At 41.2% G+C, this 23,577-nt stretch carries 29 protein-coding genes; 2 read left to right on the top strand and 27 right to left on the bottom strand.

What is annotated here, in order from left to right; genetic code table 11:
- Positions 1-64: 64 nt before the first annotated feature.
- The 27 genes from yggU to C5N92_RS06095 form a co-directional block, all read right to left on the bottom strand.
- Entirely contained in the window at positions 65-364 is a 300-nt protein-coding gene (gene yggU / locus C5N92_RS05965) for a DUF167 family protein YggU (protein WP_111750085.1), read from the bottom strand.
- Entirely contained in the window at positions 364-897 is a 534-nt protein-coding gene (locus C5N92_RS05970; protein ID WP_111749941.1) for a YggT family protein, read from the bottom strand. The genes yggU and C5N92_RS05970 overlap by 1 nt, the downstream gene beginning before the upstream one ends.
- A gap of 183 nt (positions 898-1,080) precedes the next feature.
- The gene (locus tag C5N92_RS05975; RefSeq protein ID WP_111749942.1) at positions 1,081-1,425 is read right to left on the bottom strand and encodes a YggL family protein; all 345 of its coding nucleotides are present in this window, start codon (positions 1,423-1,425) and stop codon (positions 1,081-1,083) included.
- A gap of 23 nt (positions 1,426-1,448) precedes the next feature.
- Positions 1,449-2,198: a tRNA (guanosine(46)-N7)-methyltransferase TrmB gene (gene trmB, locus C5N92_RS05980; RefSeq protein ID WP_111749943.1), complete on the bottom strand. Its 750-nt coding sequence runs from the start codon at positions 2,196-2,198 to the stop codon at positions 1,449-1,451.
- Between the two features lie 15 nt (positions 2,199-2,213).
- Complete coding sequence (locus C5N92_RS05985; protein WP_111749944.1) at positions 2,214-3,164, bottom strand: beta-ketoacyl-ACP synthase III; 951 nt, start codon at positions 3,162-3,164, stop codon at positions 2,214-2,216.
- A 133-nt stretch (positions 3,165-3,297) separates the two neighbouring features.
- Positions 3,298-4,317, bottom strand: coding sequence for a phosphate acyltransferase PlsX (gene plsX / locus C5N92_RS05990; RefSeq protein WP_111749945.1), 1,020 nt, complete (start codon positions 4,315-4,317; stop codon positions 3,298-3,300).
- A gap of 26 nt (positions 4,318-4,343) precedes the next feature.
- Positions 4,344-4,505: a 50S ribosomal protein L32 gene (rpmF, locus tag C5N92_RS05995; protein WP_005711065.1), complete on the bottom strand. Its 162-nt coding sequence runs from the start codon at positions 4,503-4,505 to the stop codon at positions 4,344-4,346.
- A 20-nt stretch (positions 4,506-4,525) separates the two neighbouring features.
- Complete coding sequence (yceD, locus tag C5N92_RS06000; RefSeq protein ID WP_111749946.1) at positions 4,526-5,050, bottom strand: 23S rRNA accumulation protein YceD; 525 nt, start codon at positions 5,048-5,050, stop codon at positions 4,526-4,528.
- A 53-nt stretch (positions 5,051-5,103) separates the two neighbouring features.
- Positions 5,104-6,342, bottom strand: coding sequence for an NAD(P)/FAD-dependent oxidoreductase (locus C5N92_RS06005; protein ID WP_111749947.1), 1,239 nt, complete (start codon positions 6,340-6,342; stop codon positions 5,104-5,106).
- Positions 6,343-6,359: 17 nt separating this feature from the next.
- Positions 6,360-8,645, bottom strand: a complete 2,286-nt coding sequence (locus C5N92_RS06010; protein ID WP_111749948.1) for an MMPL family transporter — start codon at positions 8,643-8,645, stop codon at positions 6,360-6,362.
- Between the two features lie 12 nt (positions 8,646-8,657).
- The gene (locus tag C5N92_RS06015; RefSeq protein WP_111749949.1) at positions 8,658-9,242 is read right to left on the bottom strand and encodes a LolA family protein; all 585 of its coding nucleotides are present in this window, start codon (positions 9,240-9,242) and stop codon (positions 8,658-8,660) included.
- Between the two features lie 14 nt (positions 9,243-9,256).
- Positions 9,257-9,709, bottom strand: coding sequence for an acyl-CoA thioesterase (locus tag C5N92_RS06020; protein ID WP_181015878.1), 453 nt, complete (start codon positions 9,707-9,709; stop codon positions 9,257-9,259).
- A gap of 44 nt (positions 9,710-9,753) precedes the next feature.
- The gene (locus tag C5N92_RS06025; protein WP_111749951.1) at positions 9,754-10,179 is read right to left on the bottom strand and encodes an excinuclease ABC subunit A; all 426 of its coding nucleotides are present in this window, start codon (positions 10,177-10,179) and stop codon (positions 9,754-9,756) included.
- Between the two features lie 33 nt (positions 10,180-10,212).
- Positions 10,213-11,133 carry a lysophospholipid acyltransferase family protein gene (locus tag C5N92_RS06030; protein ID WP_111749952.1) on the bottom strand — a complete coding sequence of 307 codons (921 nt, stop codon included), beginning with the start codon at positions 11,131-11,133 and terminating at the stop codon, positions 10,213-10,215.
- Positions 11,130-11,861: a glycosyltransferase family 2 protein gene (locus tag C5N92_RS06035; protein WP_111749953.1), complete on the bottom strand. Its 732-nt coding sequence runs from the start codon at positions 11,859-11,861 to the stop codon at positions 11,130-11,132. Before C5N92_RS06035 ends, C5N92_RS06030 begins: the two co-directional genes overlap by 4 nt.
- Complete coding sequence (locus tag C5N92_RS06040) at positions 11,861-13,129, bottom strand: AMP-binding protein (RefSeq protein WP_111749954.1); 1,269 nt, start codon at positions 13,127-13,129, stop codon at positions 11,861-11,863. Before C5N92_RS06040 ends, C5N92_RS06035 begins: the two co-directional genes overlap by 1 nt.
- Before the next feature lie 11 nt (positions 13,130-13,140).
- Positions 13,141-13,695 (bottom strand): COG4648 family protein, encoded by a 555-nt coding sequence (locus tag C5N92_RS06045; RefSeq protein ID WP_111749955.1) that lies wholly within the window; start codon positions 13,693-13,695, stop codon positions 13,141-13,143.
- The gene (locus C5N92_RS06050; protein WP_111749956.1) at positions 13,688-15,187 is read right to left on the bottom strand and encodes an ApeI family dehydratase; all 1,500 of its coding nucleotides are present in this window, start codon (positions 15,185-15,187) and stop codon (positions 13,688-13,690) included. Before C5N92_RS06050 ends, C5N92_RS06045 begins: the two co-directional genes overlap by 8 nt.
- A 75-nt stretch (positions 15,188-15,262) precedes the next feature.
- Entirely contained in the window at positions 15,263-15,508 is a 246-nt protein-coding gene (locus tag C5N92_RS06055) for an acyl carrier protein (RefSeq protein WP_111749957.1), read from the bottom strand.
- Between the two features lie 10 nt (positions 15,509-15,518).
- Positions 15,519-15,776 (bottom strand): phosphopantetheine-binding protein, encoded by a 258-nt coding sequence (locus C5N92_RS06060; protein ID WP_111749958.1) that lies wholly within the window; start codon positions 15,774-15,776, stop codon positions 15,519-15,521.
- A 2-nt stretch (positions 15,777-15,778) separates the two neighbouring features.
- Positions 15,779-16,540, bottom strand: coding sequence for a lysophospholipid acyltransferase family protein (locus tag C5N92_RS06065; RefSeq protein WP_111749959.1), 762 nt, complete (start codon positions 16,538-16,540; stop codon positions 15,779-15,781).
- Complete coding sequence (locus C5N92_RS06070; RefSeq protein ID WP_111749960.1) at positions 16,525-17,280, bottom strand: beta-ketoacyl synthase chain length factor; 756 nt, start codon at positions 17,278-17,280, stop codon at positions 16,525-16,527. Before C5N92_RS06070 ends, C5N92_RS06065 begins: the two co-directional genes overlap by 16 nt.
- A 379-nt stretch (positions 17,281-17,659) precedes the next feature.
- Complete coding sequence (locus C5N92_RS06075) at positions 17,660-18,913, bottom strand: beta-ketoacyl-ACP synthase (RefSeq protein ID WP_111749961.1); 1,254 nt, start codon at positions 18,911-18,913, stop codon at positions 17,660-17,662.
- A gap of 10 nt (positions 18,914-18,923) precedes the next feature.
- Positions 18,924-19,652, bottom strand: coding sequence for a 3-oxoacyl-ACP reductase FabG (gene fabG, locus C5N92_RS06080; RefSeq protein WP_111749962.1), 729 nt, complete (start codon positions 19,650-19,652; stop codon positions 18,924-18,926).
- Positions 19,649-20,101: a hotdog family protein gene (locus C5N92_RS06085; RefSeq protein ID WP_111749963.1), complete on the bottom strand. Its 453-nt coding sequence runs from the start codon at positions 20,099-20,101 to the stop codon at positions 19,649-19,651. Before C5N92_RS06085 ends, fabG begins: the two co-directional genes overlap by 4 nt.
- Positions 20,094-21,317 carry a beta-ketoacyl-ACP synthase gene (locus C5N92_RS06090; protein ID WP_111749964.1) on the bottom strand — a complete coding sequence of 408 codons (1,224 nt, stop codon included), beginning with the start codon at positions 21,315-21,317 and terminating at the stop codon, positions 20,094-20,096. The genes C5N92_RS06085 and C5N92_RS06090 overlap by 8 nt, the downstream gene beginning before the upstream one ends.
- A gap of 11 nt (positions 21,318-21,328) precedes the next feature.
- A complete protein-coding gene (locus C5N92_RS06095) occupies positions 21,329-21,817 on the bottom strand; it encodes a hypothetical protein (protein ID WP_245898298.1) in 489 nt (162 codons plus the stop codon).
- A gap of 176 nt (positions 21,818-21,993) precedes the next feature.
- Here C5N92_RS06095 and dapD point away from each other — a divergent pair, with 176 nt between their 5' ends.
- Complete coding sequence (dapD, locus tag C5N92_RS06100) at positions 21,994-22,818, top strand: 2,3,4,5-tetrahydropyridine-2,6-dicarboxylate N-succinyltransferase (RefSeq protein ID WP_111749966.1); 825 nt, start codon at positions 21,994-21,996, stop codon at positions 22,816-22,818.
- Between the two features lie 140 nt (positions 22,819-22,958).
- The gene (locus tag C5N92_RS06105; protein ID WP_111749967.1) at positions 22,959-23,567 is read left to right on the top strand and encodes a haloacid dehalogenase-like hydrolase; all 609 of its coding nucleotides are present in this window, start codon (positions 22,959-22,961) and stop codon (positions 23,565-23,567) included.
- Positions 23,568-23,577 lie beyond the last annotated feature (10 nt).

Below are 23,577 nucleotides of genomic sequence, written 5' to 3' on the forward strand. Positions count from 1 at the left end.
ATTTTCAATAGGGTATAAATTAGCAGTTTTATCCCTGTTTTTCTACGGAAAAGGTCAAATTTTTCTATTTATCTAACAATATTTGAATTTCAGTAGGAATTTGTTTTGGCTCTGGCACAAAAATCTGTTTGTGTCGTTGCAATTCGCCTTTCTCTAACACAATGCTACTTTTAGGAACTTTGAACAGTTTACTTAAAAATTTGAGTAAGTGAGCATTGGCTTGCCCTTCAATAGGCGGAGCAGTAATCGCAATTTTTAGTTCATTATCATGCAAACCGACAATTTGATCTCGGCTTGCCTTTGGCTGTAAAAAAATCCGCAAGCGGATACCTTGCGGATTTTCACAAAATTCGACCGCTTGCATCATGCAACCGCCCATAGTTTTCCGAAGACTTGGTAAAAGAAGCTATTAATAAACAGCAAAGCAAAACCAAGTACCATCACTGAAAAGTCTAACATGCCCGTTTTTGGTAAAATTTTACGGATAATCCCCAACACAGGTTCCGTGATTTGAGCAACCGTATAATCTAGTGGGTGATTGCCTTGTGTTACCCAGCTCATTAAGGCTCGGATTAAGGTGGTAAAAAAGAGAATCTGCCCAAAGGTTTTTACGACACTTAATACACCTATCAGTACTGCACTTGGTAAATCTACCCCAAACACTACAAATTGTAATGCCACAATCGCAGCCGCCAATAAGAGTGCTGCAAAGTTAATCCCTTTTACCGTCGGAATTACTTTACTTAATGGGATTAAAATTGGATTGGTTAAACGCATTAAGGTTTGCGAAATCGGCATATAAGGATCGACTCGGCAAAATTGTAGCCAAGTACGAAGTACCAATAAAAAGCTAAATAAACCAACGACAATTTGAATAAAAGGGGCTAGGAATTCCATTTTATCTCTCTATCACTTAAGCAAAAATGTAGGGTGGGTTTTAACCCACCAATAAAATCAATATGTTACGATAAATGGTGGGTCAAGACCCACCCTACGAAGAGCTTTGTCAATAATATGACACACGCAGTGTGTCCCTACTGGAATTTTAACGAAGCTGTTCCGTCTTAACAGTGAAATGGGTTATTCACTAATCGGTAAATCCCACCAAATGTCGAATAAACTGCTTACTTCAATTTCAACTAAGCCGTTTGCTTCTAACCATTTTTGGACTAATTGACGGTGAGATTCATCACATTTGCCCACTTTTTCTAAGCAAATTAAACCTTCCCAGTGTAAATAGCCACTACCTTCATAGGCTAAACCGTTCGGGCGAATCACTTCATCAATAAAACGATCTACCGTTGCATCAATTTGATCGATACCTGTTCCTTCAGCAAATTGGAATTTCACTAAAAAACCGAGTTCTTGGAACTCTGCTAAATGCATTTTTTTACGTTGTCTACGATTACGAATTGGTTGACTCATTTTCTTTCTCCTATTGAGTGACATCATTTCTTAATAAAATATAAATCCCATACGCCGTGTCCGAGCTTATGCCCACGTTCTTCAAACTTAGTTAAAGGACGGAAATTCGGGCGAGGGATAAAGTCGTTTGTTTCAGAAGTATTCTGTAGTTCTTGTTCAAACTGACGTAGCACTTCTAGCATATGTTCCGCATAATTTTCCCAATCCGTCGCAAAGTGGATAAAACCTGTTGGCGACAATTTAGTTAACACACGGGTGATAAATTCAGGTTGTACAATACGGCGTTTATGGTGTTTTGCTTTTTGCCATGGGTCTGGGAAATAAAGCTGTAAACCGCCAAGAGAGCCATCAGCCACACTATCACGCAAAATTTCCGTGGCATCATGGCAAATCACACGCAAATTTTTCACGCCTTTTTCAAGAGCATAGGCAATACAAGCCCCAACGCCCGGGGTATGCACTTCAATCCCGATATAGTTACGATCAGGATTTTGTTCTGCCATTTCAACTAGCGAACGCCCCATGCCGAAGCCAATTTCCAATACAACAGGATTATTGTTACCAAAAATTGCTTCAAAATCAAAAGGCGTATTTTGATAATCTAAGCCGAGATTTTCCCAGTTATTGTTCATCATATCCCGTTGATAATCGCTTAAACGCCCTGTACGCAACACAAAACTACGCACTTTGCGTAAATAGCGACCATCTTCGGTAAACTCTGCTCTTTCTACGGTTTTACGTTTTTTATCGGCAAAAGTAATTTTTTCAGACATCTTTACACTTACCAATTAAAATCTAACAAGGGCAGAACCCCAAGTCCAACCGCCACCAAAGGCTTCAAGTAGCAATAACTGACCACGTTTGATACGTCCATCACGCACCGCTTCATCAAGAGCAACAGGAATGGTTGCAGCACTCGTATTGCCATAACGATCAACGGTGACCACCACTTGATCCATCGACATTTCTAATTTTTCTGCCGTTGCACTGATAATACGTAAGTTTGCTTGGTGTGGCACAAGCCAATCTAATTCACTTTTATCTAAATTATTTGCCGCCAACGTCTCTTCGACTACATTAGAAAGCTCTTTTACCGCAAGTTTGAATGTGGCATTGCCTTGCATCGCAATAAAACCAGAACGATCGTTACCACGTTCAACATTAGGCAATACAAGGGAATCTTTGGTATCAGCCGATGCATGTAAATGGGTAGAAATAATGCCTTGTTCTTCACTGGCTTCTAAAATGACCGCTCCTGCACCATCGCCAAATAGCACCACTGTGCTACGATCTGTTTCATCTAAACGGCGAGAGTTAAGATCAGAGCCGATCACCAACGCTTTTTTCACTTTACCTGTACGCACAAATTGGTCGGCAACACTTAAGGCATAAACAAACCCCGTACAAGCGGCGGCAACATCAAAAGAAATGGCATCTTCAATACCTAACATACCTTGAATTTGGCAAGCTGAACTTGGATAAGCGTGAGAGCCACTGGTTGTGCCAACTACAATTAAATCGATCTCTTGCGGATCGAGATTAACCTGTTCAAAACATTTTTTTGCCGCTTCATAGCCCATCGTCGCTGATGTTTCATGGGCAGCTGCAATACGACGCTCTCTCATGCCAGAGCGGGTGACGATCCATTCATCAGAGGTATCAACCATTTTTTCTAAATCCGCATTCGTACGGATTTGGGCAGGCATATAACTACCTGTCGCTAAAATTTTACTATACATATCTTTTTCTCATTTTCTGAAATGGGGGATATTATACCGATAAACCCTTATTCCACCAACTAATAGCAATAAAAAGACAAGCGGTCATTTGTAAAAAATGTTTTGCAAATGACCGCTTGTACAATAGGGTTTGCTATTTTTGTAATCGTTTTGAAATTTTTTGTGGTATTTGCTCGGCAATTTGCTGTACAGCATAATCCATCGCATAGAAAAACGCTTTCTCACTAGCTCCGCCGTGACTTTTCACTACTACAGAAGATAAGCCCAACAGGGTTGCACCGTTATGTCGATCGGGGTTGATCTGTTGTAGTTTTTTGTAGTAACGATAAAAGATCAAACGTAGCAAGTAGCGTTTGGTATGGCGACAAAGATGAGAATCAGCCGTCGGCTTTTTAAATAGTGATAAGATATTTTTCGCCGCTCCTTCAAGGGTTTTTAGGGCGATATTGCCACTAAAACCATCGCAAACAATCACATCAGCAAGATGGTTCATCAGCTTATCACCTTCTAAAAAACCAATGTAATTCAAATGGTTACGCTGTTTGAGCTGTTGATGTGCTTCTCGAATTTGTGGATTGCCTTTGTGTTCTTCTGTGCCGATATTGAGCAAGGCTAAACGTGGATAAACTAAATCCAACATCACTTCAGCAAAAATGTTGCCCATTTCCGCAAATTGCAATAACTGCTGGCTATCCGTCTCGACATTCGCCCCGAGATCTAACATCACGCTAGAATTGCCGTTAATGGTCGGAATCAGCGACGTTAAAGCAGGGCGGTCGATATTCGGCAAGGGTTCAATCAGCTGTTTTGCCAATCCCATTAAAACGCCCGTATTACCGCCACTGACACAACCTTGTGCTTTGCCGTTTGCGACCGCTTCAATGGCTAATCGCATTGAACTACCTTTGCTTTGGCGAATGGCTTGTAAAAAAGGCAAATCATCATCGATTGTTTTAGCTGTATGAACGAATTCAATACGTTGTTGAAAATCGTGAGAAAGTTTATGCAGATAAGGGGAAATGCTAGCTTGGTCGCCAAAAACAATGCAGTCAAACATTGGATGTTGTGCCAACGCCTGGGATAATGCAGGGATAGTAATACGGGGACCAAAGTCCCCGCCCATCGCATCTAACGCAAGTGTTAGATGAGTCAATTTAAACCTCGAAGAGATAAAATTGATTATTTGATTTTACGACCACGGTAGTAACCGTCAGCAGTTACGTGGTGACGTAAGTGGGTTTCGCCACGAGCATCTACTGATACAGCAGCAGTGGTTAAAGCATCGTGTGAACGACGCATATCACGACGTGAGCGAGATTTTTTATTTTGTTGAACAGCCATTGGCTATACTCCTACTAGATCTAGTTTTTCTTTAAATTAGCTAATATTGCAAACGGGTTAGGTTTATTTGCCAGTTCTTCTGGTAACTCGCCAAAAACCTGTTCACTTTCGGACACTTCACAGTGTTCACTTTCATGCATCGGGACTAAAGGCAACGAAAGAATAAATTCATCTTCAATCATCTCTAGCAAATTTATTTCGCCGAAGGCGTTAACTTCAATCGGTTCATAAATTTCGGGCAAATCGTCCGCCAGATCCAAATTTTTCACAGGACTGAAACTAAACGCACAGTCGAGTGTTTGCGTATAAGGGTTACCACAACGTTGGCAGTCAAGCTCCACATCAACTTTGGCTGTGCCTTTAATCACAGTGAGTTTTTGTGGATCAACATATAACGATAAAGTAACTTGTGCATCGCCTAGCACGTTACTAACAGATTCACCCAAGCGACTAAGTAGGCTTACAGAAATGTATCCTTCGTAGTCCATTCGACGCTGTGCCTCTTTGTATGGGTCAATAGTTAGGGGTAGTTTTACCTTTTGCATAGGGTGCGAATATTACAGATTTTAAGACAACTAGTCAAAGAGAAAATCCGATTTTATGCATCTTGTGTCGCAACGCCGCATAATTCTGCTAAGGCTTTTAAGCGAGCATCTGATTTTGCCACAAATGGATTCTGTTCATCCCACGCATAACCTGCCAAGATAGACGAAAGCATTTGGCGAATTTCAGGTTGTGGATTTCTTGCATAAATCACATCTTGGAAAATCGTGCTGTACCAACCGTTTACATAGGTACGGAACGCATTTACCCCCACCATTAACGGCTCTGCAAATTCTTTCTGCCAATCCACTTGTTCACCATTTAATTGACGTGGAATTAAGCGACTCGCTAAACGAGCTGAATGTAACGCAATGGTCACGCCTGATGAGAACACGGGATCCAAAAACTCTGCGGCATTGCCTAGTAACGCAAAATGCTTACCGTGTAAGGCTTTTACGTTTGCAGAATAGCCTTGAATGTTACGATATGGGAACTCGTTATCCCAATTTGCGTTCACTAAAATACGTTTTAACATCGGACATTCTAGTGCAAATTTCTTCAAGACGGTTTCGCTATCTCCTGCCAACGTTTCAGGCAAGCCAACGACACCAATAGAACAACGGTTATCAGCAAATGGGATTGTCCAAAGCCATACGTCACGATGTTCAGGGTGAGTGGTGATTAAGATCTTATTGCGATCAAAATCAGGATCGGTGATATTATCATCAATATGCGTAAAATGAGCGATACGTGCAGGTAAATGCGATGGAGTTTCTAAATCTAATAAACGTGGTAAAACACGTCCATAGCCACTGGCATCTAACACAAATTTTGCGGTAAGTTGGTACTCTTCACCTTGTTCCGTACGGACACTTAATACCGCTTGCTCCCCTGAATTATCGAGTGCTAACACTTCGTGACCAAAACGAACTTCTACGCCTTTTTTTGCTGTTTCATCGATTAAAATTTTATCGAAAATACCACGACGAACTTGGTAAGTCGTGCCAGGGCCTGCGGTAAATTTATCGGTGAAATCAAAGAAGGTATTGCGATTTCCCCAAGTAAATGCTGCACCGTTTTTGAATTGGAAGCTTGGTTCTGCGTGAACAGCATCCACCAATTCAGCTTCCGTTAAAATATCCATACAATATGGCAATAAGCTCTCACCAATCACAAAACGTGGAAAATGCTGTTTTTCTAACACGCAGATATTTAATCCTTGTTTTTTGAGTAGCGATGCTGAAACTGATCCTGATGGACCTGCACCAATAATCACAACGTCAAATTGACTCATTATTTTTCTCCCAATATTTAACGTAAAAGTTTAAATGTTCCTAAAAGACTGAATAAAATCCCGATGCTCACACTCATTCCAAATGATGCAACTGCAGGGGTTGAGCTAAGACTTAATAGCAAGAACGAAATCAATGTCGTCGTTGCGGCTAATAAAATGGCGATTCGCTTGCTGTGTAACGGCTCAGGGGCAGTTTGCATATAGGCTGTATAGTCAATGCCAATGGCGGAGACAAGCAATAAGCCAAACATTGCAAATAGGCTAATCGGAATGGTTAGCCAACCGAAGACGGCAACAGTAGCGACAATGGCAAACAGAGGAATCAACAACATTTTGCCTGACTGTTTTAAGCCGAAATATCGCCACAATAGCAAGCCAGCGAGCGCAAAAGAGAGCAGTTTTAACCACGCGGCTTGATCTCGGGTTTGCTCAAAGGCTTGGTTTAAATGTGAACGTTTATCTTGCCAAAAAATCCGTTGGTTATCTGCCAATGAAGTTAGTGCTGAAAGATCTGCCACGCCAGATACCTTAATTAATGCCCCTACTTGATTTTCCGCTAGTTTCCCTAGATACAAAGTTTTCCAGCCTTGTCCTAACGTAGTTTGCAACGCTTGCTGAAGGCTTACAAGCGGTCGGTTTGCGATCATTTTTTGAGATTGCTCAATGGCTTCTAGCGGTAAGCCGATCTCTTGTAAAATGGCATAATCCGTCGGCTTCAACTGGGTAGCAAGCTGTGTTGCAAACTGCTTTTGCTCCGTTTCTGACATTATCCATTGGCTCAAGGATTGAAATTTGGCGAGTTTACCTTGTTCCACCAATTCTGCTAGGTGTTTGGTCAAATTTTTATCTATACTGAGCAATTTTTCATCATTTTCAGCGGTGATTAAAAAGTATTGGCTTCCTAAATCGATCCCTGTGATTTCCCCAATTTGTTTCGCTTGAGATAGCATTTCAGTCGGCATTGCCACCCATTGGCGAATATCATCTTTCCATTCACTTTTTGCTATGCCTACTACAATAGCAACAGTGAACAATCCCCATAAAACCTGTTCAAGCCGTTTCGGCAAGCGGATTTGCAAATTTTTCCCCCAATCTGACCGCTTGCGTGGCTGATAATGATGAAAAAGTGGTGGTAGAAAAAGAGCTGTCACCAAAATTGCTACCAATAAGGCAATACTAGAGAAAAGTGCAGTCTGTTTTAGCACAGGGAGAAACGTAAAGCCAAGCAAGCCGTAGCCTAATAGCGTTACCATTAGGCTAATTACAAAAGTGAATCGCAATTTTGCCATTGCCTGTTCGCCCTGCCATTTGTCTGCAAACAGCGACGATGAAAGCCAATGCAAAGGGAAATCAATCAACACGCCAATCAAACTCGTGCCAATCACCAGCGTCAAAATATGAATCTGCCCAAAGCCCCACACGGTTGCCACAATGCCCGACAACATTCCCAGCCCAATCGGTAAAAAGAGCCACAACACCCTGATAGTTCTAAACACCGCCAGTAACAACAGCAAAGTTAAACTCACGCCCAATACGCTCATCAAGGTGCTTTCTTGCTCTGCTTGTTGTTTGGATACAGCGGCGAATAAGGCAGAGCCTGTGGCAAGCCACTCTGCCTGTGCTGCTTGAGCTAACTGCTGACTTTCTGCAATCAACAAACTAAGTTCTGCTGTAGGGTTAATCAGATCGCTCTGTGCCAACACGCCACGTAGCAGTACCCACGTTTTGTCCCCTTGCGACACATACAGCATTCCATTTTCAGCATTCCATTGCACTGCGCTTTGCTGTTGTGATTGTGGCAACACAAAACGTCCAAAGCCGAGCCAATCTTGCTCCAATGGCAATAAATTCGTCTGATTAAAGGGATTGACGATTTGTTCGGCGTACTGTTGGAAATAATCCACTGGTTTTTCAATAAGTTGCGTACGAACGGCAAGGGGAAGTGTGGCGAAACTTAACTGCTGAATCTCGTGGCGAAGTTGAGTTAAATCAGGTTGCGTTTGAACATCGACCTGTTGAAACAATTGGCTTTTTTGCCATTTTTCGCCGATGTGTTGAGCAAGCACAAAGGCTCGATGCGCATCCGTATGCCCAACAAGCCCGATAATTTGTTGATTTAATTGTTGTTCTTGAATCTGATCTGCCGCCATTTGTGCCGCAGACCAATGTTGTTCTTGTGGAAGTAATGATTGCAAATTTGTCTGCAACCACTGCCCAGACCGCAATTGCACACCAAATAACAGCACAATGCCAACTAAAAATAGCGACAATAGCCAGCGACAAGCGGTCAGATTCAGACGCATTTTTACCAATTCCTATTGGAGTGCCTGACGCACATTATCTGAAAGCGGTTGATTTTGTTGAGTATTTTCAAATTGAATCAGCGTTCGGTCGCCTTGTGTTTCATTCAACTCAATGCGTTTCACCATCTCATCTCCACCAATCACAATTTGATTAAAAATTTGTTTCATCAACAAACTGCTTGGTGTGAGCGTGAGTTGCCAATCTTTTGCATTGCCTGATATTGCCAAATCAAACTGGCTTGAAAGTGCGGAAATATCTCCTGAAAGTAGTCCTAAAAATAGGCTAATTTGTTGCGACTGGCCTAGTTTTTGGCTTTCCACCCACTGCGAACCGTTCCATTGGCTAATACCTTCTTTTTTCACTCGTAGCTGGCTGGTAAAAGGTTTTTGCATATGCCACAGCAAGCCCTGATTTTTGATTAACACAAATTTCCCAGTACTCGTAATGGGTTTACTCATCGCCTTTAAATAGCGTTGCTGGGTAAAATCCCCTTGAAAACGATTTGGTTTTTGCAACTGTGTAATAAGATCTTGCTGGGAAAATGCAAGAACTTGTACTGAAAATAGCGTTAAAATTAGAAATAAAAATTTTTTCATCGTTTGTTACACTGTTATTTTATTTGTAATGATACAGGATTGAAACTGTGATACCTCTCCACTGCCTCACGCCACGATTGTGGTGTCTGGAGTTGCATTTCGCCTGTGGTGAGATCGACGGCGACTTGGGTAGTGCTACCTGCGGTGAGTTTTTGGTTGGTTTGGCTATCTACAATGCTGTAGTCAATGCGGATACAGCTTTCATATTCCACCAACGCCAAATTCACCCGAATTTTCTGACGAAAAAGTGCAGGTTTTACATATTTTAGGTTAAGTTGCACAATAGGGTAGCTGAACCCGAACTGTCGCATTACATCATAGGTGTAATGAATTTCTTCTAGAAAAGCACAGCGAGCCATCTCAAGATATTTGACATAATGCCCATGCCACATAATGTTCATTGAATCCACATCGAAAAACTGAATTTCGTAATCAGAACAATGGGTTGCGTAAATATGTTTTTTTATTCTCATCGATTAATAAATTAAAGGTGGGCATTCACCCACCTAAGTTATTTAACAATATCGCCTTTTAAAGCAACACCTGCAATGCTACGACCTGCGTGGCACTCATATTTTGTGGTACTGCTATACTCTTTCTTCTTGTAATAGCTAACCAAGTTACCTACTTTCGTACCGCCCTCTTTTTGAGCACGTTCTTGGAAACGTTTCACAGCAGATAGAAATGCCCATTGGCAAGCCTCTAGATCTGTTTTATTTAATGCATTAGTTTTTGGATTGGTAATAGCTCCTTTTACAAGAGTTTTACCTGGTGCAGGCTTACCAAAATAAAGCTTAATTTTTGGATCTAAAACTTCTTTAGCTTGAGATGAATTTAATGCTTCATCAATAGAAAGATAATGTGTAGTATTGCGCGGGGCACAAGCTACAACAGCTAATGTTGCTAAAGCGACGGTTAAGGTTTTTGTTAGTCTCATAAGAACTCCTATGTAGTAAGAAATAATTTAGAACTATTCATCCCAAAAATTATAAAAATTAAACCACAATAATGGATTTCTTGCACACTCTTTTGCAAGTAAATCCGCATATTTTTGCATAGCATCTTGAATATTCTGTTCACGGATTTTTCCCCTACCTTGAATTCCAATAGAGAAACGACGAAGTTGCAAGCGGTATTTTCCCTGCTCTTTTATGCAAAATACGGTATTAATTGGGGCTTTTAGTAGAGAAGCGAGTAACCAAGCACCTTGGGGGAAATTTGCAAATTTTCCTAAAAATTCAACCGCTTGTGTTTTATCTCCTCGAATTGGGATTCGGTCTGCTGCAATAGCAATCCACTCACCACGTTCAATTCGTTCGGCTAATTCCAACATTTTTTGTGCATCTAAATCTTCTACTTGAATAAGCGACAACTCATCAGCCCCAGCTTCAACTAAAGCTTTATTGAACTCTTCAGCATGACGATTATGTACCAGTACATTTAAGTGAAAGTTAGGGTGGTGACCGCTACCGACTAAAGCCCGGCAAATTTCAATGTTACCAAAATGCGAGCAGACTAAAATCTGCCCACGCCCTGTCGGATTATCCATATCTGCATAAAGGTTATCTGCATCATCGACAATCAAATCTGAATAACGAATTTTGCGCTGCCATACTGCAAAACGATCTGTGATGGCTTCACCAAATGCTAAGAATTGCTGAAAGACAGCATAGCGTGGCAATACAGTTTCAGGGAATACCGCTTGTAAATGCTCTTGATAACGCTGAATATAACCACGCATCTTTTTAGAGGTAAGAAAAAAGTAAAACACCACCCAAAATGTCACAAAGCGAATGCCACCAAGGGGAAAATGCTTGACGATTAAGCGAGTGAGAGCTAAAAAGAAGCGATTTCCTCGCTCATTTTGTTTTGCCCAGTGCTGTTTACTCATACGCTTTTTCCTGTGAATATACGTCCGAGCATACCGAAAAAGAGACGAGTGTGCATTTTGCTGATAAGCCAATTATCTGCCCAGCCACGAAAATGAGAAATGCCTCCTTGTTCATACTTCACAGGGGTATCAATCCAAATCATCGGAATTTTCCGCCAGTGACAACGCACTAAAATTTCCACATCAAAATCCATACGATCCCCAATGTGATCCTGTTGTATAATAGGGAGTGTTGAAATTAACGGATATAGCCGAAAACCACACATACCATCAGGAATATCAAGAGAAAGTGTATTGATTGCAATCCAAAAATTCGTGATTTTCCGTCCATATAAACGAGCTTTAGGGGCATCATCACTATAGATAGGCTTACCACAGATCATTGCTTCTGGGTTTTGTTTTGCTAACTCCACCATTTTCAGCACATCAGAGAGTTGGTGTTGTCCATCCGCATCCACTTGTACCATATGTGAATAGCCTTGCTCAAAGGCTTGTTTAAAACCGACTTTTACTGCAGCCCCTTTCCCGCCATTTTCGTGACAGAACACGACAGATACTCGCTCTTTCTCAGCAAGTTGATGCAAAATAGTATGATGTTCTGCTGTAGAACCATCATCAACAATTAACACAGGTAATTGATGAGATAAAATCTGCTTGACTACATTTTTAATGGTGTTGGAATGGTTGTAATGTGGGATCATGACCACGGGCTTAAATTCTGCTTGCATTAACGCACCTCATCTTCAGCATGAAGGCAGATCTTTTCAAAATCTGCTCGGCTAATCTTGGACTGACTATTACGGGGTAATTTATCACAAAAACGCCAAAAACGTGGCAAAGCAAATTTCTCTTGGTTTGCCATTAATGTCTGTTTTAATTGCTGAATGATCGCTTTTCGCCCTTGTTGTTTAAGCTGATTTAAGCCCTCATCCGACAAAGCAACCCAAGCCAACGGACGTGGTTGCTGAATATGTAACGCAATATAGCAATCGCTCACCCAATGGTGTGTTAATAACTGTTGCTCAATACTGACTAGGGAAACCCGCTTATCGCCCAATTTTACAATGCGATCAATTCGCCCCAAAAGGCTAAAACCTTGTTCGCAAATTTCAACGGCATCAGCGGTCTGCTCACGGCTGGTGATCCAAGGCGACTCTACCCATAATGCCCCTTGCTCATTAAGTCCAATCTGACTATTAGGCATGGGGAGCCATAATGATTCATCAAGACGGCGAGCAATCACGCCTGTTTCAGTACTGCCATAAATTTCTACCACAGGGCAGGTTAGAGTTTGTCGCAATGCTTTTCCAACAGGGGCAGGCAGACTGCCACCCGATGAAATAATCCCTTCAATCTTGCTCTGTTTTAGTTCTTCATTGGCTAAATTAAGGTGAGATAACAGCGCAGGGCTACTGACCCAAATACAGCGATGATGACGACTTTCTGCGATTAAGTATTCAGGGTATTGCAGTTGCGTATTGCCAAGCGTCCAGTTCATTTCTAAGGGAAGAAAAATTCGGAACGTTAAGCCGTACATATGTTGAACGCTGACACTGCCGATTAAATGAATATCCGTACCACGTTCAAAGGGCAACACAAAGCTTAAAGCTTTGGCTTCTTGCCACATTTGGCAAGCAGTCTTTTTGATAATTTTTGCTTCACCGCTACTGCCCGATGTTTTCAGCCAAATTTCTGTCGAATTTTGTTTATCTACAAGCGGTAAGATTTCCTCAATTTTTTGCAAATTGTGACTGTCGATTAATGTTGATAACGTTTCAGCGGTGATAAAAAGATCAGCATTCTCTTTGACCCATTGCAAATTTTCAGGCAATAAGTTAGGCGGTAATAACACCCGTACTTTTGCATTTAGGCAAGACAACAATACACAAGCAAATTGATTTGCATCTTCCAACCATAAAGCAACCGCTTGGATGTTGTCTTGTTGGAGTTTTTGGGAAAAGGAGTTTGTTTGAGATATAAATTGTAGATTTTCCATAATAATTATCCCTATACCTTTTTCATTACCCTTTGGCGTACAAGCCATTCACCTACCATCAATAATCCTATCAATATATAAGAAATCACGCCTGTGTAGATTGCCCAGTAATCAAACTTTTCCAATAGAATAAAGCTGACTGTTATTGATATATTCACAATAAAAAAAAGACACCATATCTGCGTTACCTTGCGGGTATAAATGATGGCTTGTGACGGTAAGTTTGGATGTTGCAAACGGGCTAAACGTTCAATGAGCGATTGCTCGCTCAATAGACTACCACCAAACAGAACTAACATCATTAAGCTAATCACTACAGGATACCAATACATTGTGTCAATGGAGCGGGTAATGCCGACCGTTGCTAAAATCAATGTCATCGTTATTGCAAAAAAACGTTGAGAACCGACCGCTTGCAATGCTTTTATCCCCCAAAGTAATGCCATAAGATAGGGTAAAACAAATAAGATAGATCGCTCATGTTGTTCCGCAAATAACCAAATAAGCGGGTAAGCCACACTTACCCCTGTAAGTAGAACGTTGGTAATAAGCCGTAAACTATTCATCATGAAATATAAACAATCCGCTACCGCACATTTCTCCGTCAGTTTTTAACTGAAAGCCCATTCGGTTTTTTGTAGCTTCCCATTTTAAAATCAGCTCAAATTCGTCATTCGGGCGGAGAAATTTTTGGTATTTAAGATTATCAATGCGCAAAATCGCTTTCTCTTTGCCAAAAAAGTGCGTGATTTGGTCTTGCGTCCATTGCAGTTCAATAACGCCTGGCACTAATGGGAAATTCGCAAAGTGCCCTTTAAAAAAGTGCAGATCAAGCGGTACTTTTCCACGCAAAATTTGCAAATTCTCTTGGATTTCACGAGATGACCAAATTGGATCGAGAACCTCAGTCACACAAATTTTATCAAATTCCAAACGGCTGATTTTCGATTGACTGTTGCGTGGCAATTTATCGGTAAATCGCCAAAAGCGTGGAATTGCTGTTTTTTCTTGGCTTTGTGCTAAATGCGATTTTAATTGCTCCACCACATATTTTCGACCTTGATCCCGAAAAGCTTGAATCCCTAACGAGTTTACCCCTACCCAAGCGGCTAAGCGTTGCTGTTCAGGGTGTTTGCCGATATAGCAATCATCGATCCATTCGTGTTTTACCAATGCTTGCTCAACGCTCACTAAAGACGTACGTTTGTCGCCAATTTTAACAATACGGTCAATTCGCCCTAATAGCTCAAAACCATTTGGATAAATTTCAACGGCATCAGCCTGCTGGTAAATTGTGTAGGATATATCTGGATCTAATGCACTACCCGATGAAATAATACCTGCGACTTTCGGTAAAGATATGCTTTGCCAATCCATACAACTCAACATGGCAGGGCTACTGACTAATACTATTTTCGTTGATTTCTGGCTTTCTGCCATAATACATTCAGGGGAAAGGAGTTGCTTACGTCCGATTACCCAACCTTGAATCAACGACATCATAATATGAACCGTTAAGCCATAAAGATGCTGAATGCTAACACTACTAATAGCCGTAATCTCATTGCTTGCAGGGAAAGACAATTCATTTGCCAATACTTCGGCACTTAGCCACATCTCTTCAGCAGTCTTAACAATGATGTTCGTTTCTCCTGTACTATCTGATGCGTTGAACCACAGCTCTGTTTGATTATGGAGATCAACAAGCGGTCGGTTTCGGTCAATTTTTTGTAGGGGGAAATCAAGGGCTAACTGAGAAAAAAGCTGATATGCAGGATTTGGATTCTCGCTGTCTACTAGCCAAAAATCTGCATATTGATGCGCCCATTCAACACTTTCAGGCGTATCATTCAGTGGAAACAATACTTTCACATTGGCATGCCAACAGGCAAGCAGTGTACAAGCCAAATTAGCTCCATCTTCTAACCAAACAGCAATCGCTTTAGTGCCTTGTTGTTGTAAATAAGCAGAAATTTGTAAAGCTCTCTGCTCAAAATCTGAGTAAGTCCAAGTTGGAAAATGTGCAACGGCACTTTCAGGTAAGTAACAATTTTTCATAAATGGGTAGAGAGAATATTGCCTTTATTTTAGGGCAATGGGCAAAATAATGTTTGCCCATCTATTCTTATTCAATTAATTGGTACTGATTTTTTTTACTGCTTCAATCACATCGCTAACAGTACGAACATTACGGAAATCTTCTGCTTGAAGCTTATAACCTGTTTGACGTTTAATGTAATCAATCAAATCAATCGCATCAATACTATCAATTTCTAGATCTTCATAAAGATTGGTTTCTAAGGTAATTTTTTCTTTCTCAACTTCAAACAGAGATACTAATGCTTCTGTAAGAACTTTTTGAATTTCTTGTTCAGTCATTGCTTACTCCTTAGCCTTTTTGTACACGGATAAAACTTGCCAATGTTGCGACACTTTCAAAATGTTCACGCAAGTTTTGTTGTTCACTATCTAACTTCAAACCAAAGGTTTTTTGTACCGCTAACCCCAATTCTAACGCATCAACAGAATCTAACCCTAGACCATCATCACCGAAAAGTGGTGCATCTGTTTCAATATCTTCAATGGCAATATCTTCAAGAGCAAGGCTATCAATAATCAATTGTTTAAGTTGTTGTTCGAGTTCCATTTTTAGTCCTTTGAATAAGTATTAAAGTAGTTTTCTAAATAATCATTTAAACGACGAGAAGCGATCGGTAATGGCTTTTCGGCTAGCCACCGTTGCGGATCAATATCTTCTCCTACCGTTAATTCATAGCAAATTTTACGATTTGGGATTTTATACCAAGGTTGTCCCTTTTTGAAATTTAATGGGTTCATTTTAATCACAATCGGTGTAATCACCTTGGCACTACGTAAGCCTATTGATACTGCGCCACGATGTAATTTTACAGTACCATCCCAATCCGTTCGGGTACCTTCAGGGAAAAGCAATAGTGCTTGATGCTGTAAAATTTCATGGCTCTGTTCTAGTAGTTCTTCCGATTCTGTATTTGGAATAAAGCCACAAGCCCGAATCGGGCTACTCATCGACGGGTTTTCTAACAAATCTTTTTTTACAATGCAGTTAAAACGAGATTCTTGGCTAAAAATTAACACAACATCGAGTAATGATGGATGATTAGCTAAGACCAACTGCCCAGGTCGTCCTAAACGTTCAAAACCGTGATACTTTACTTCTAAGATCCCCGCCCATTTCAGATAATTCACGAAAAATCGCCACGTTTTTCCGACAATTTCTCGCCCTTTCATTTGTGTTGCCAAATCATTGTTAGGGTAATTTTTAGCATAGCGATAAAGCACAATTTTAAATAATACACCGACGACACCAAACAGCACAAAGCCGAATAATGTCCCGAAAAAACGTCTAATCCAATCTAATTTTTCTGCCATTGCCAATATCCCTCTCGACTACTTGGCGTTTGCCATTGCGATTGAGCAAGGTGTTGTTGTTTCACCCAATGTAAAGCGTTATCCATATTATTTGCAAAAAATTCTTCCTTTCTCACCGCTTGTGAATGCAAACTTAAATGATATTGTTCGCCTTTTTCCACAATCATGGCAAGCGCATAAGCAAACGGCTGACGTTGTACTGGCTGTGCATTATATTCTGCATAAAGTGGCGACTCACAAACAACCACCAAGACTTTGTCATAGCTATCATTTAAGAGCAAATTTGCTTCCAATAGCGCTGTTTCTAAATTATCTTTTCGTGCTGTAATTGCTGTCGTTTCCGTTTTAACTTGACGCATTTCCGACCATTGACCGACCAACGCATTATGGACTGAGAGACTAAAAGAGGTTGGCGACACATCACCTTCTTGCAACAATGTTTGCCATAAGGCAAAGCTACGGTTGATCTCACTATTAGAGGACGCATAAACAACAGGCAAGTTTTCGTCTTGCGCGGTTAATTCCCAAGCTGCTTCAAAAAACAGACGAGCTGAATCACTCAAGCGACGACGTTTAAGTGGAGAAAGAAAAGCAAGTTTAGGTGAAAAATCTTCCCAATCTTCACTATTTTGTTGCCAATGGTCTTCGTCTAATTTCCAATCTTCTTCTGTTAGTACTTTATTACAAACAATGTTCCAAGCAGTAAGATTGAAAGAAAATTCACAAATTTTATTATTCATTTTCAATAATTTTTAAAGCCCGGTGATCCGAGTCAGAAGTATTTATACTATAACTAATAGTGGTTTAATTACTCAATTTATACCATCGAAAATCGCATGACTAAAAACAGAATGCAAGACTATTTTAGTTTACATGAAATTTACATTATAACCAAACATATTGCTTTTCTGAACTACCCGCCAAAGCTCTCTTGTCCAGTATATTATCCATTTAGTATTCATGAAGCTAATTAAAATCGGTTACTTAGGTAATGAATAAAGTACCGAAATCAGTAGTAGTTTAAAGTAAAAGATGCTGGTTTGCAGGAGCGAAATAAAACTTTCCACAAGGCGTGTCAATTGCCCTGTTTGTGAATAAGAAACAAGGAGAGTTTTTTCATTATTTTCCTGTCCAGCGTTTGAAAATCAACGACGTATTTACGCCGCCAAAGGCGAAATTATTGTTCATAACGTAATCTGTTTGAATTTCTCGTCCATCGCCTTGAATATAGTCCAATTTGCCGCAGCGTTCGTCCACGGTTTCAAGGTTGAGCGTTGGGGCGAACCAGCCGTCTCGCATCATTTCAATGCTGAACCAACTTTCCAACGCACCGCACGCACCGAGTGTGTGGCCGAGATAGCTTTTTTGCGAACTCAACGGAATTTTGCCAAAGACAGCTTCTGTGGCAAGGGTTTCGGCAATATCGCCCTGTTCCGTTGCCGTGCCGTGACCGTTTACATAACCGATTTGCGTCGGCGAAAGTTGAGCATCTTTAAGAGCTAATTCCATACAGCGTTGCATTGTCTCTTTTTGTGGGCGAGTAACGTGGCTGCCGTCGCTGTTTGCACCGTAGCCCACCACTTCTGCAATGATATTGGCTCCACGAGCCAAAGCGTGTTCCAACTCTTCCAATACAAAAATGCCTGCTCCCTCGCCGATGACCAAGCCATCACGGTTTTGCTCGTAAGGGCGTGGCGTTTGTTTTGGGTTGTCGTTGTTGCGACTTGCGGCATACAGGCTGTCGAACACATAAACTTCCGACGGACAAAATTCTTCGCTGCCGCCGGCTAACATCATTGGGATCATTCCGTATTTAATGGCTTCATAGGCATAGCCGATCCCTTGCGATCCCGATGAACAAGCACTGGAAGTAGGGATAATTCGCCCGGTTAAGCCGAAAAAAATGCCGATATTCGCCGCTGTGGTGTGGGGCATCATTCGCACATAGGTATTGGCGTTAAAACCGTCGGATTTGCCGGTCATCAACAGCTCAGCGGCATCTTTAATGTCGTTGGTGGAGCCTGTGGAAGATCCGCACGCCACGCCCATTCGTCCATCTTTGAGATAGTTTAAAATCACGCCATTTTCATCAAGCAAACCTGCATTGGCTAAAGCTCTTTCACTGGCATCGACAGCAAGTTGCGACACTCTTCCAAGACTACGGAGCTGTTTACGGTTCCAATGTTTTGGCGGTTGATAATCAGGAATTTCCGCCCCTAAACGCGCTTCCAATTCAGGATAACGTTCCACCCAATCTGTTTTTGCTTGCACGGCATTTTGTTTGCGTTGAAAGGCAGCCTTAATTTCCGCCCAGCTGTTTCCAAATGCGGTAATACCGCCAATACCTGTTACCACAACACGTTTTGTTTGCATAGTTTTATTCCTAACAAAGTCCGCCATTCACTGCAATCACTTGGCGGGTGATATAGCCAGCCTTCTCGTCCATTAAAAACTGGACAGCGTGAGCCACTTCTTCTGGATTTCCCATACGTTGAGCAGGGATCATTTTGAGAATCTCATCAATTGGCACATTTTCATCTAAAATATCGGTATCAATAAGCCCTGGAGCAACGCAGTTTACCGTGATCTTACGTTTTGCTAGTTCAATGGCAAGGGCTTTTGCAGCGCCAATAATACCTGCTTTTGAAGCACTATAATTCACTTGTCCACGATTGCCAATTAAACCTGATACGGATGTGATACAGACAACTCTACCTGCTTTACGACGACGAATCATCGGCATCATAATTGGGTGTAACACATTATAGAAACCATCTAAATTGGTGCGTAATACCACATCCCAATCTTCATCAGTTAATGCCGGGAATGCATTATCGCGCGTCAGTCCCGCATTTAGCACCACACCATAATATGCGCCATTAGCTTCTATATCCGCTTCAAGAATCGCTTTTGCTTGCTCACGTTGGCTTACATCAAACTGTAACACCCTTGCATTTTGTCCAAGCTTTCTAACCGCTTGTGCAACTTCTTCAGCCTCTTCAATACGGCTACGACAATGGACGACAATATTATAGCCTTGCTGAGCAAGAGTTAAGGCAATCGCTTTGCCGATACCACGGCTTGAACCTGTGATTAATACCGTATTTGTCATTGTTGTTTCTCCTTCGGGCTAAATACATTTAACGCCCCTTCTAAAATTACCTTGCCTGTAGCAAGATCAATCAGCTGACTATCGAACACACCGAAGCCTGTGCTATCTTGAATCGACATTTTAATTTTAATTTGCAACCGACTTCCTACAGGAATTTCATCTGTATGAATATGTAATTTTCTCGTACCAAGTAAATATCCCAAACGAATAGGTTCATCAGCCAGTACAGCCAAACACCCTGACCACGCAGCTACACCTTGTGCCATAATCTCAATACCTGCAAAGGTTGCTAATTTTCCATGTTTGATCAAAGGGTTATTTGCTCTTACTTCCATTTCGGCAATCAAAAAATCATCACCAAAATCCGTAATGCAATCAAGTAGTACCATTTCTCCACTGTGCGGTAAAAGCGGAGCCACTTGCTCAATCGGACAAACTAAACTAGCCATCAGTTTCTCCTAAAATTAATACCGCATTATTACCACCAAAGGCAAAAGAGCTACTTGCGCCAATTCGCTGACCTTCTAGCCAATAACTCTGTTCATCCGTGATTAAAATCGGTGGTAGAGATTCATCACGTTGTTTATCCCAAAGTTGCGGAGGTAATTTACCTTTTGTGTTATATTGACGGCTAATTACCGCCCATAAAATCGCCGCTTCAACGGCACCAGCGGCGCCCAGTGTATGCCCCGTATAAGGTTTTGTCGTCGTACAAGCGGTCTGATTTCCAAAAATTTTTGCAACTGCAAGGCTTTCCATTTGATCGTTATGTATCGTCCCTGTACCGTGCAGGTTAATCCAACCTATCTTATCTGCAAAAATTTGTGCCAAGTTCAACGCATTTTGGAATGCTGAAATAGCCCCTTCGCCTTCGGGATGTGGCGAAGACATATGGTAAGCATCACTGCTTGATCCGTAGCCAAATAGTTGAATACGATGTTCATCAAGCGGTTCCTTACTCATGATAAATACCGCTGCACCTTCACCAATATTAATGCCATTACGGTTAGCCGAGAATGGATTTGTACGTTGTTCTGATAACACAGAAAGTGAACCGAAACCACTGACAGTTAAAGGTGAAAGCGTATCTACACCACCACAGATCACTGCATCACACAGATTATTTTTTAGTAAACGAGCCGCACTGATTAACGCTCTCGCCCCTGAAGTACAAGCGGTTGAAATACCGTAAGTTAAACCTTCTAAACCATAGACTTCTGCAACAAAATCAGCAGGTGCAGAAAAAATTTGTTGCTGTTGATAAAACTCTGCCCCTGACCAATCGTTATGCAATGCGCCTTGTTTAAACACAGGGATATTTTCGTCCACACCTGTTGTTGATGTTCCGATCACAACCGCAATACGCTGTTTGCCAAACCGTTTTATCGTTGCATAAATTTGTGGCTCAATTTGAGCAAGAGCATGCCAAAGAAGTTGATTATTACGGCTATGGTGTACTTTATCGAGATCATCATGAAAAGGGCGTAAAGGCATATTACATTCACCAAAAACACCTTTTTTACCTTGAATTTGATGTTCACGAAATACTTTATCAGATTGCAGCAATGGGGAGTCTGCCCCTGTTAAAAGTTGGGCTAAATGTGTCTCAATGCCTTCACCTAAGCTACTGACTATGGCAGGTTGTGTTAAAAAGAAACTACTCACACTGTCCTCTACTATTCTAATAATTCAATGTGCCATCGGCTACCATCAGCAAGTGTAATCTGAAATTGATTTTTTTGCTGTAAGATACGCCATACTTCTTTGCCATTTATTTGATAAATCTGACCGCTTGTTGTTTGCTCAATTCCGCTAAAATCAAACAAAGGTTGTGTTGGGTTGAGTGCTGTTGCTAAAGCGGAATAAAGATGCTGAGCTTGTTGATTTGGCATGACAAATCCATCGTTTTTCCATCCATTCTTTTCCAAAATAAGACGAGCAATCGGCGCACCAAGCGGATCAGTTTGAACCCAGCGCCATTGGTGTGGGGTAAACTGAATAGCAAGTAAACTTGCTTCAGATTTTGGAGATTGCTGCTCAACTTTAAATAAAAGATTTTCAGTAGATTGTATAGGTAATTGCTGAACTGAAGGAGCAGAGCTACAAGCACCTAATGCATAAACCATACAGATCAGGCAGATTGTTTTGAATAACCGTATAACCATTTTATCAAATATTGCTTGAACCTATTATTAAAATAGTTGATTGTTTCATACTTCTGAATATTGAACAACACCCATCAAAATCTACGAAGATATTTTTGTGAATTTAGTAGCAATCCCCCCGCTTATATGTTAAAAAGTCCGCCGATTTTAATTTTATTCACAAGAAGGAAATGCAAATGTCTTTACAAGCAATTATTGAAGCGGCGTTTGAGCGTCGTGCTGAAATTACCCCAAAAACTGTTGATGCAGAAACTCGTGCAGCTGTTGAAGAAGTGATCAAAGGCTTAGATAACGGTTCATTACGTGTAGCGGAAAAAGTAGACGGCGAATGGGTCGTGAATCAATGGGTGAAAAAAGCAGTTTTACTCTCATTCCGTATCAACGACAACGAAATTATTGACGGCGCAGAAACCAAATACTACGACAAAGTGCCAACCAAATACGGTAAATATACTGAAGAACAATTCAAAGCAGACGGTATCCGTGCTGTACCAGGCGCAGTGGTACGTCAAGGTTCACACATTGAGAAAAACGTGGTGTTAATGCCGTCATTTGTTAATATCGGTGCTTATGTTGGCGAAGGCACGATGGTTGATACTTGGGTAACGGTTGGTTCTTGTGCACAAATCGGTAAAAACGTACATTTATCAGGCGGAGTGGGTATCGGTGGCGTATTAGAGCCGTTACAAGCTAACCCAACCATTATCGGCGACAACTGCTTTATTGGTGCGCGTTCTGAAATCGTGGAAGGCGTGATTGTTGAAGACGGCTGTGTGATCTCAATGGGTGTATTTATCGGTCAATCGACCAAAATTTATGACCGTGAAACAGGAGAAATTCACTACGGACGTGTACCGGCTGGCTCTGTGGTGGTATCTGGTAGCCTTCCGTCAAAAGATGGCAAATACAACCTTTACTGTGCGGTCATCGTGAAAAAAGTAGACGAAAAAACCCGTGGTAAAGTGGGTATTAACGATTTATTGCGCTCGATTGAAGAGTAATTTTGCTTCTGTTACCGTGGGTAAAACCCACGGTTAAGTATCAAAGCATTCCTTCAGAATGCAGGTTTATTTTCACCGCTACCCCAAAGGGATAGCTTTGCTTAACCTAGGGTAGCTTGCTACCCTAGGGAAAATCTCCTATGAAACACATCTTTTTCGATCTCGACGGCACGCTACATAAAGAGGATATTGAATTTGCCTTTATTCGATATTTGTTGAAAAAGCGACCACTCAATGTGCTAATTTTTCTGCCTATCTACCCGCTTGTATTAATTGTTTATAAGTTTTTCCCAACAGAAAAATGGAGTTTAAACCTTCTCAACTTTATGATTAGCGTTGGCTGCTCTAAAGTTAAAATGGAACACTATTTCACGGATTTTAAACAGCAATTCACCCTTACCCCATTGCCACAAGTTCAACAGGCGTTGCAACAACATCTTACTGCTCAAGATCAGATTTGGATTATTTCAGGTAGCCCCGTTGAGTTGATTTCACATTTCTATGCGGATTTACTGCAACTGCCGAATGTGCATTTGATTGGCTCAAGTTTGGAACATCGTTATGGGGCAATTTTGTTGAAAGAACGTTGCCTTGCAGAGAATAAAGTAAAGATGCTTGATAAACGTATCCAGCCACCTATTCAATTTGAAATCGGCTATTCTGATAGTTTAACGGACCTACCGATGTTTAAACGATGTAAACAGGCAATGTGGGTTACTGAAGGAAAAATTCAGCACTTAAAGCTTTAGCAGATATACA

Origin of the sequence: Glaesserella australis, assembly GCF_003260095.1 — a bacterium.
GTDB lineage: Bacteria > Pseudomonadota > Gammaproteobacteria > Enterobacterales > Pasteurellaceae > Glaesserella > Glaesserella australis.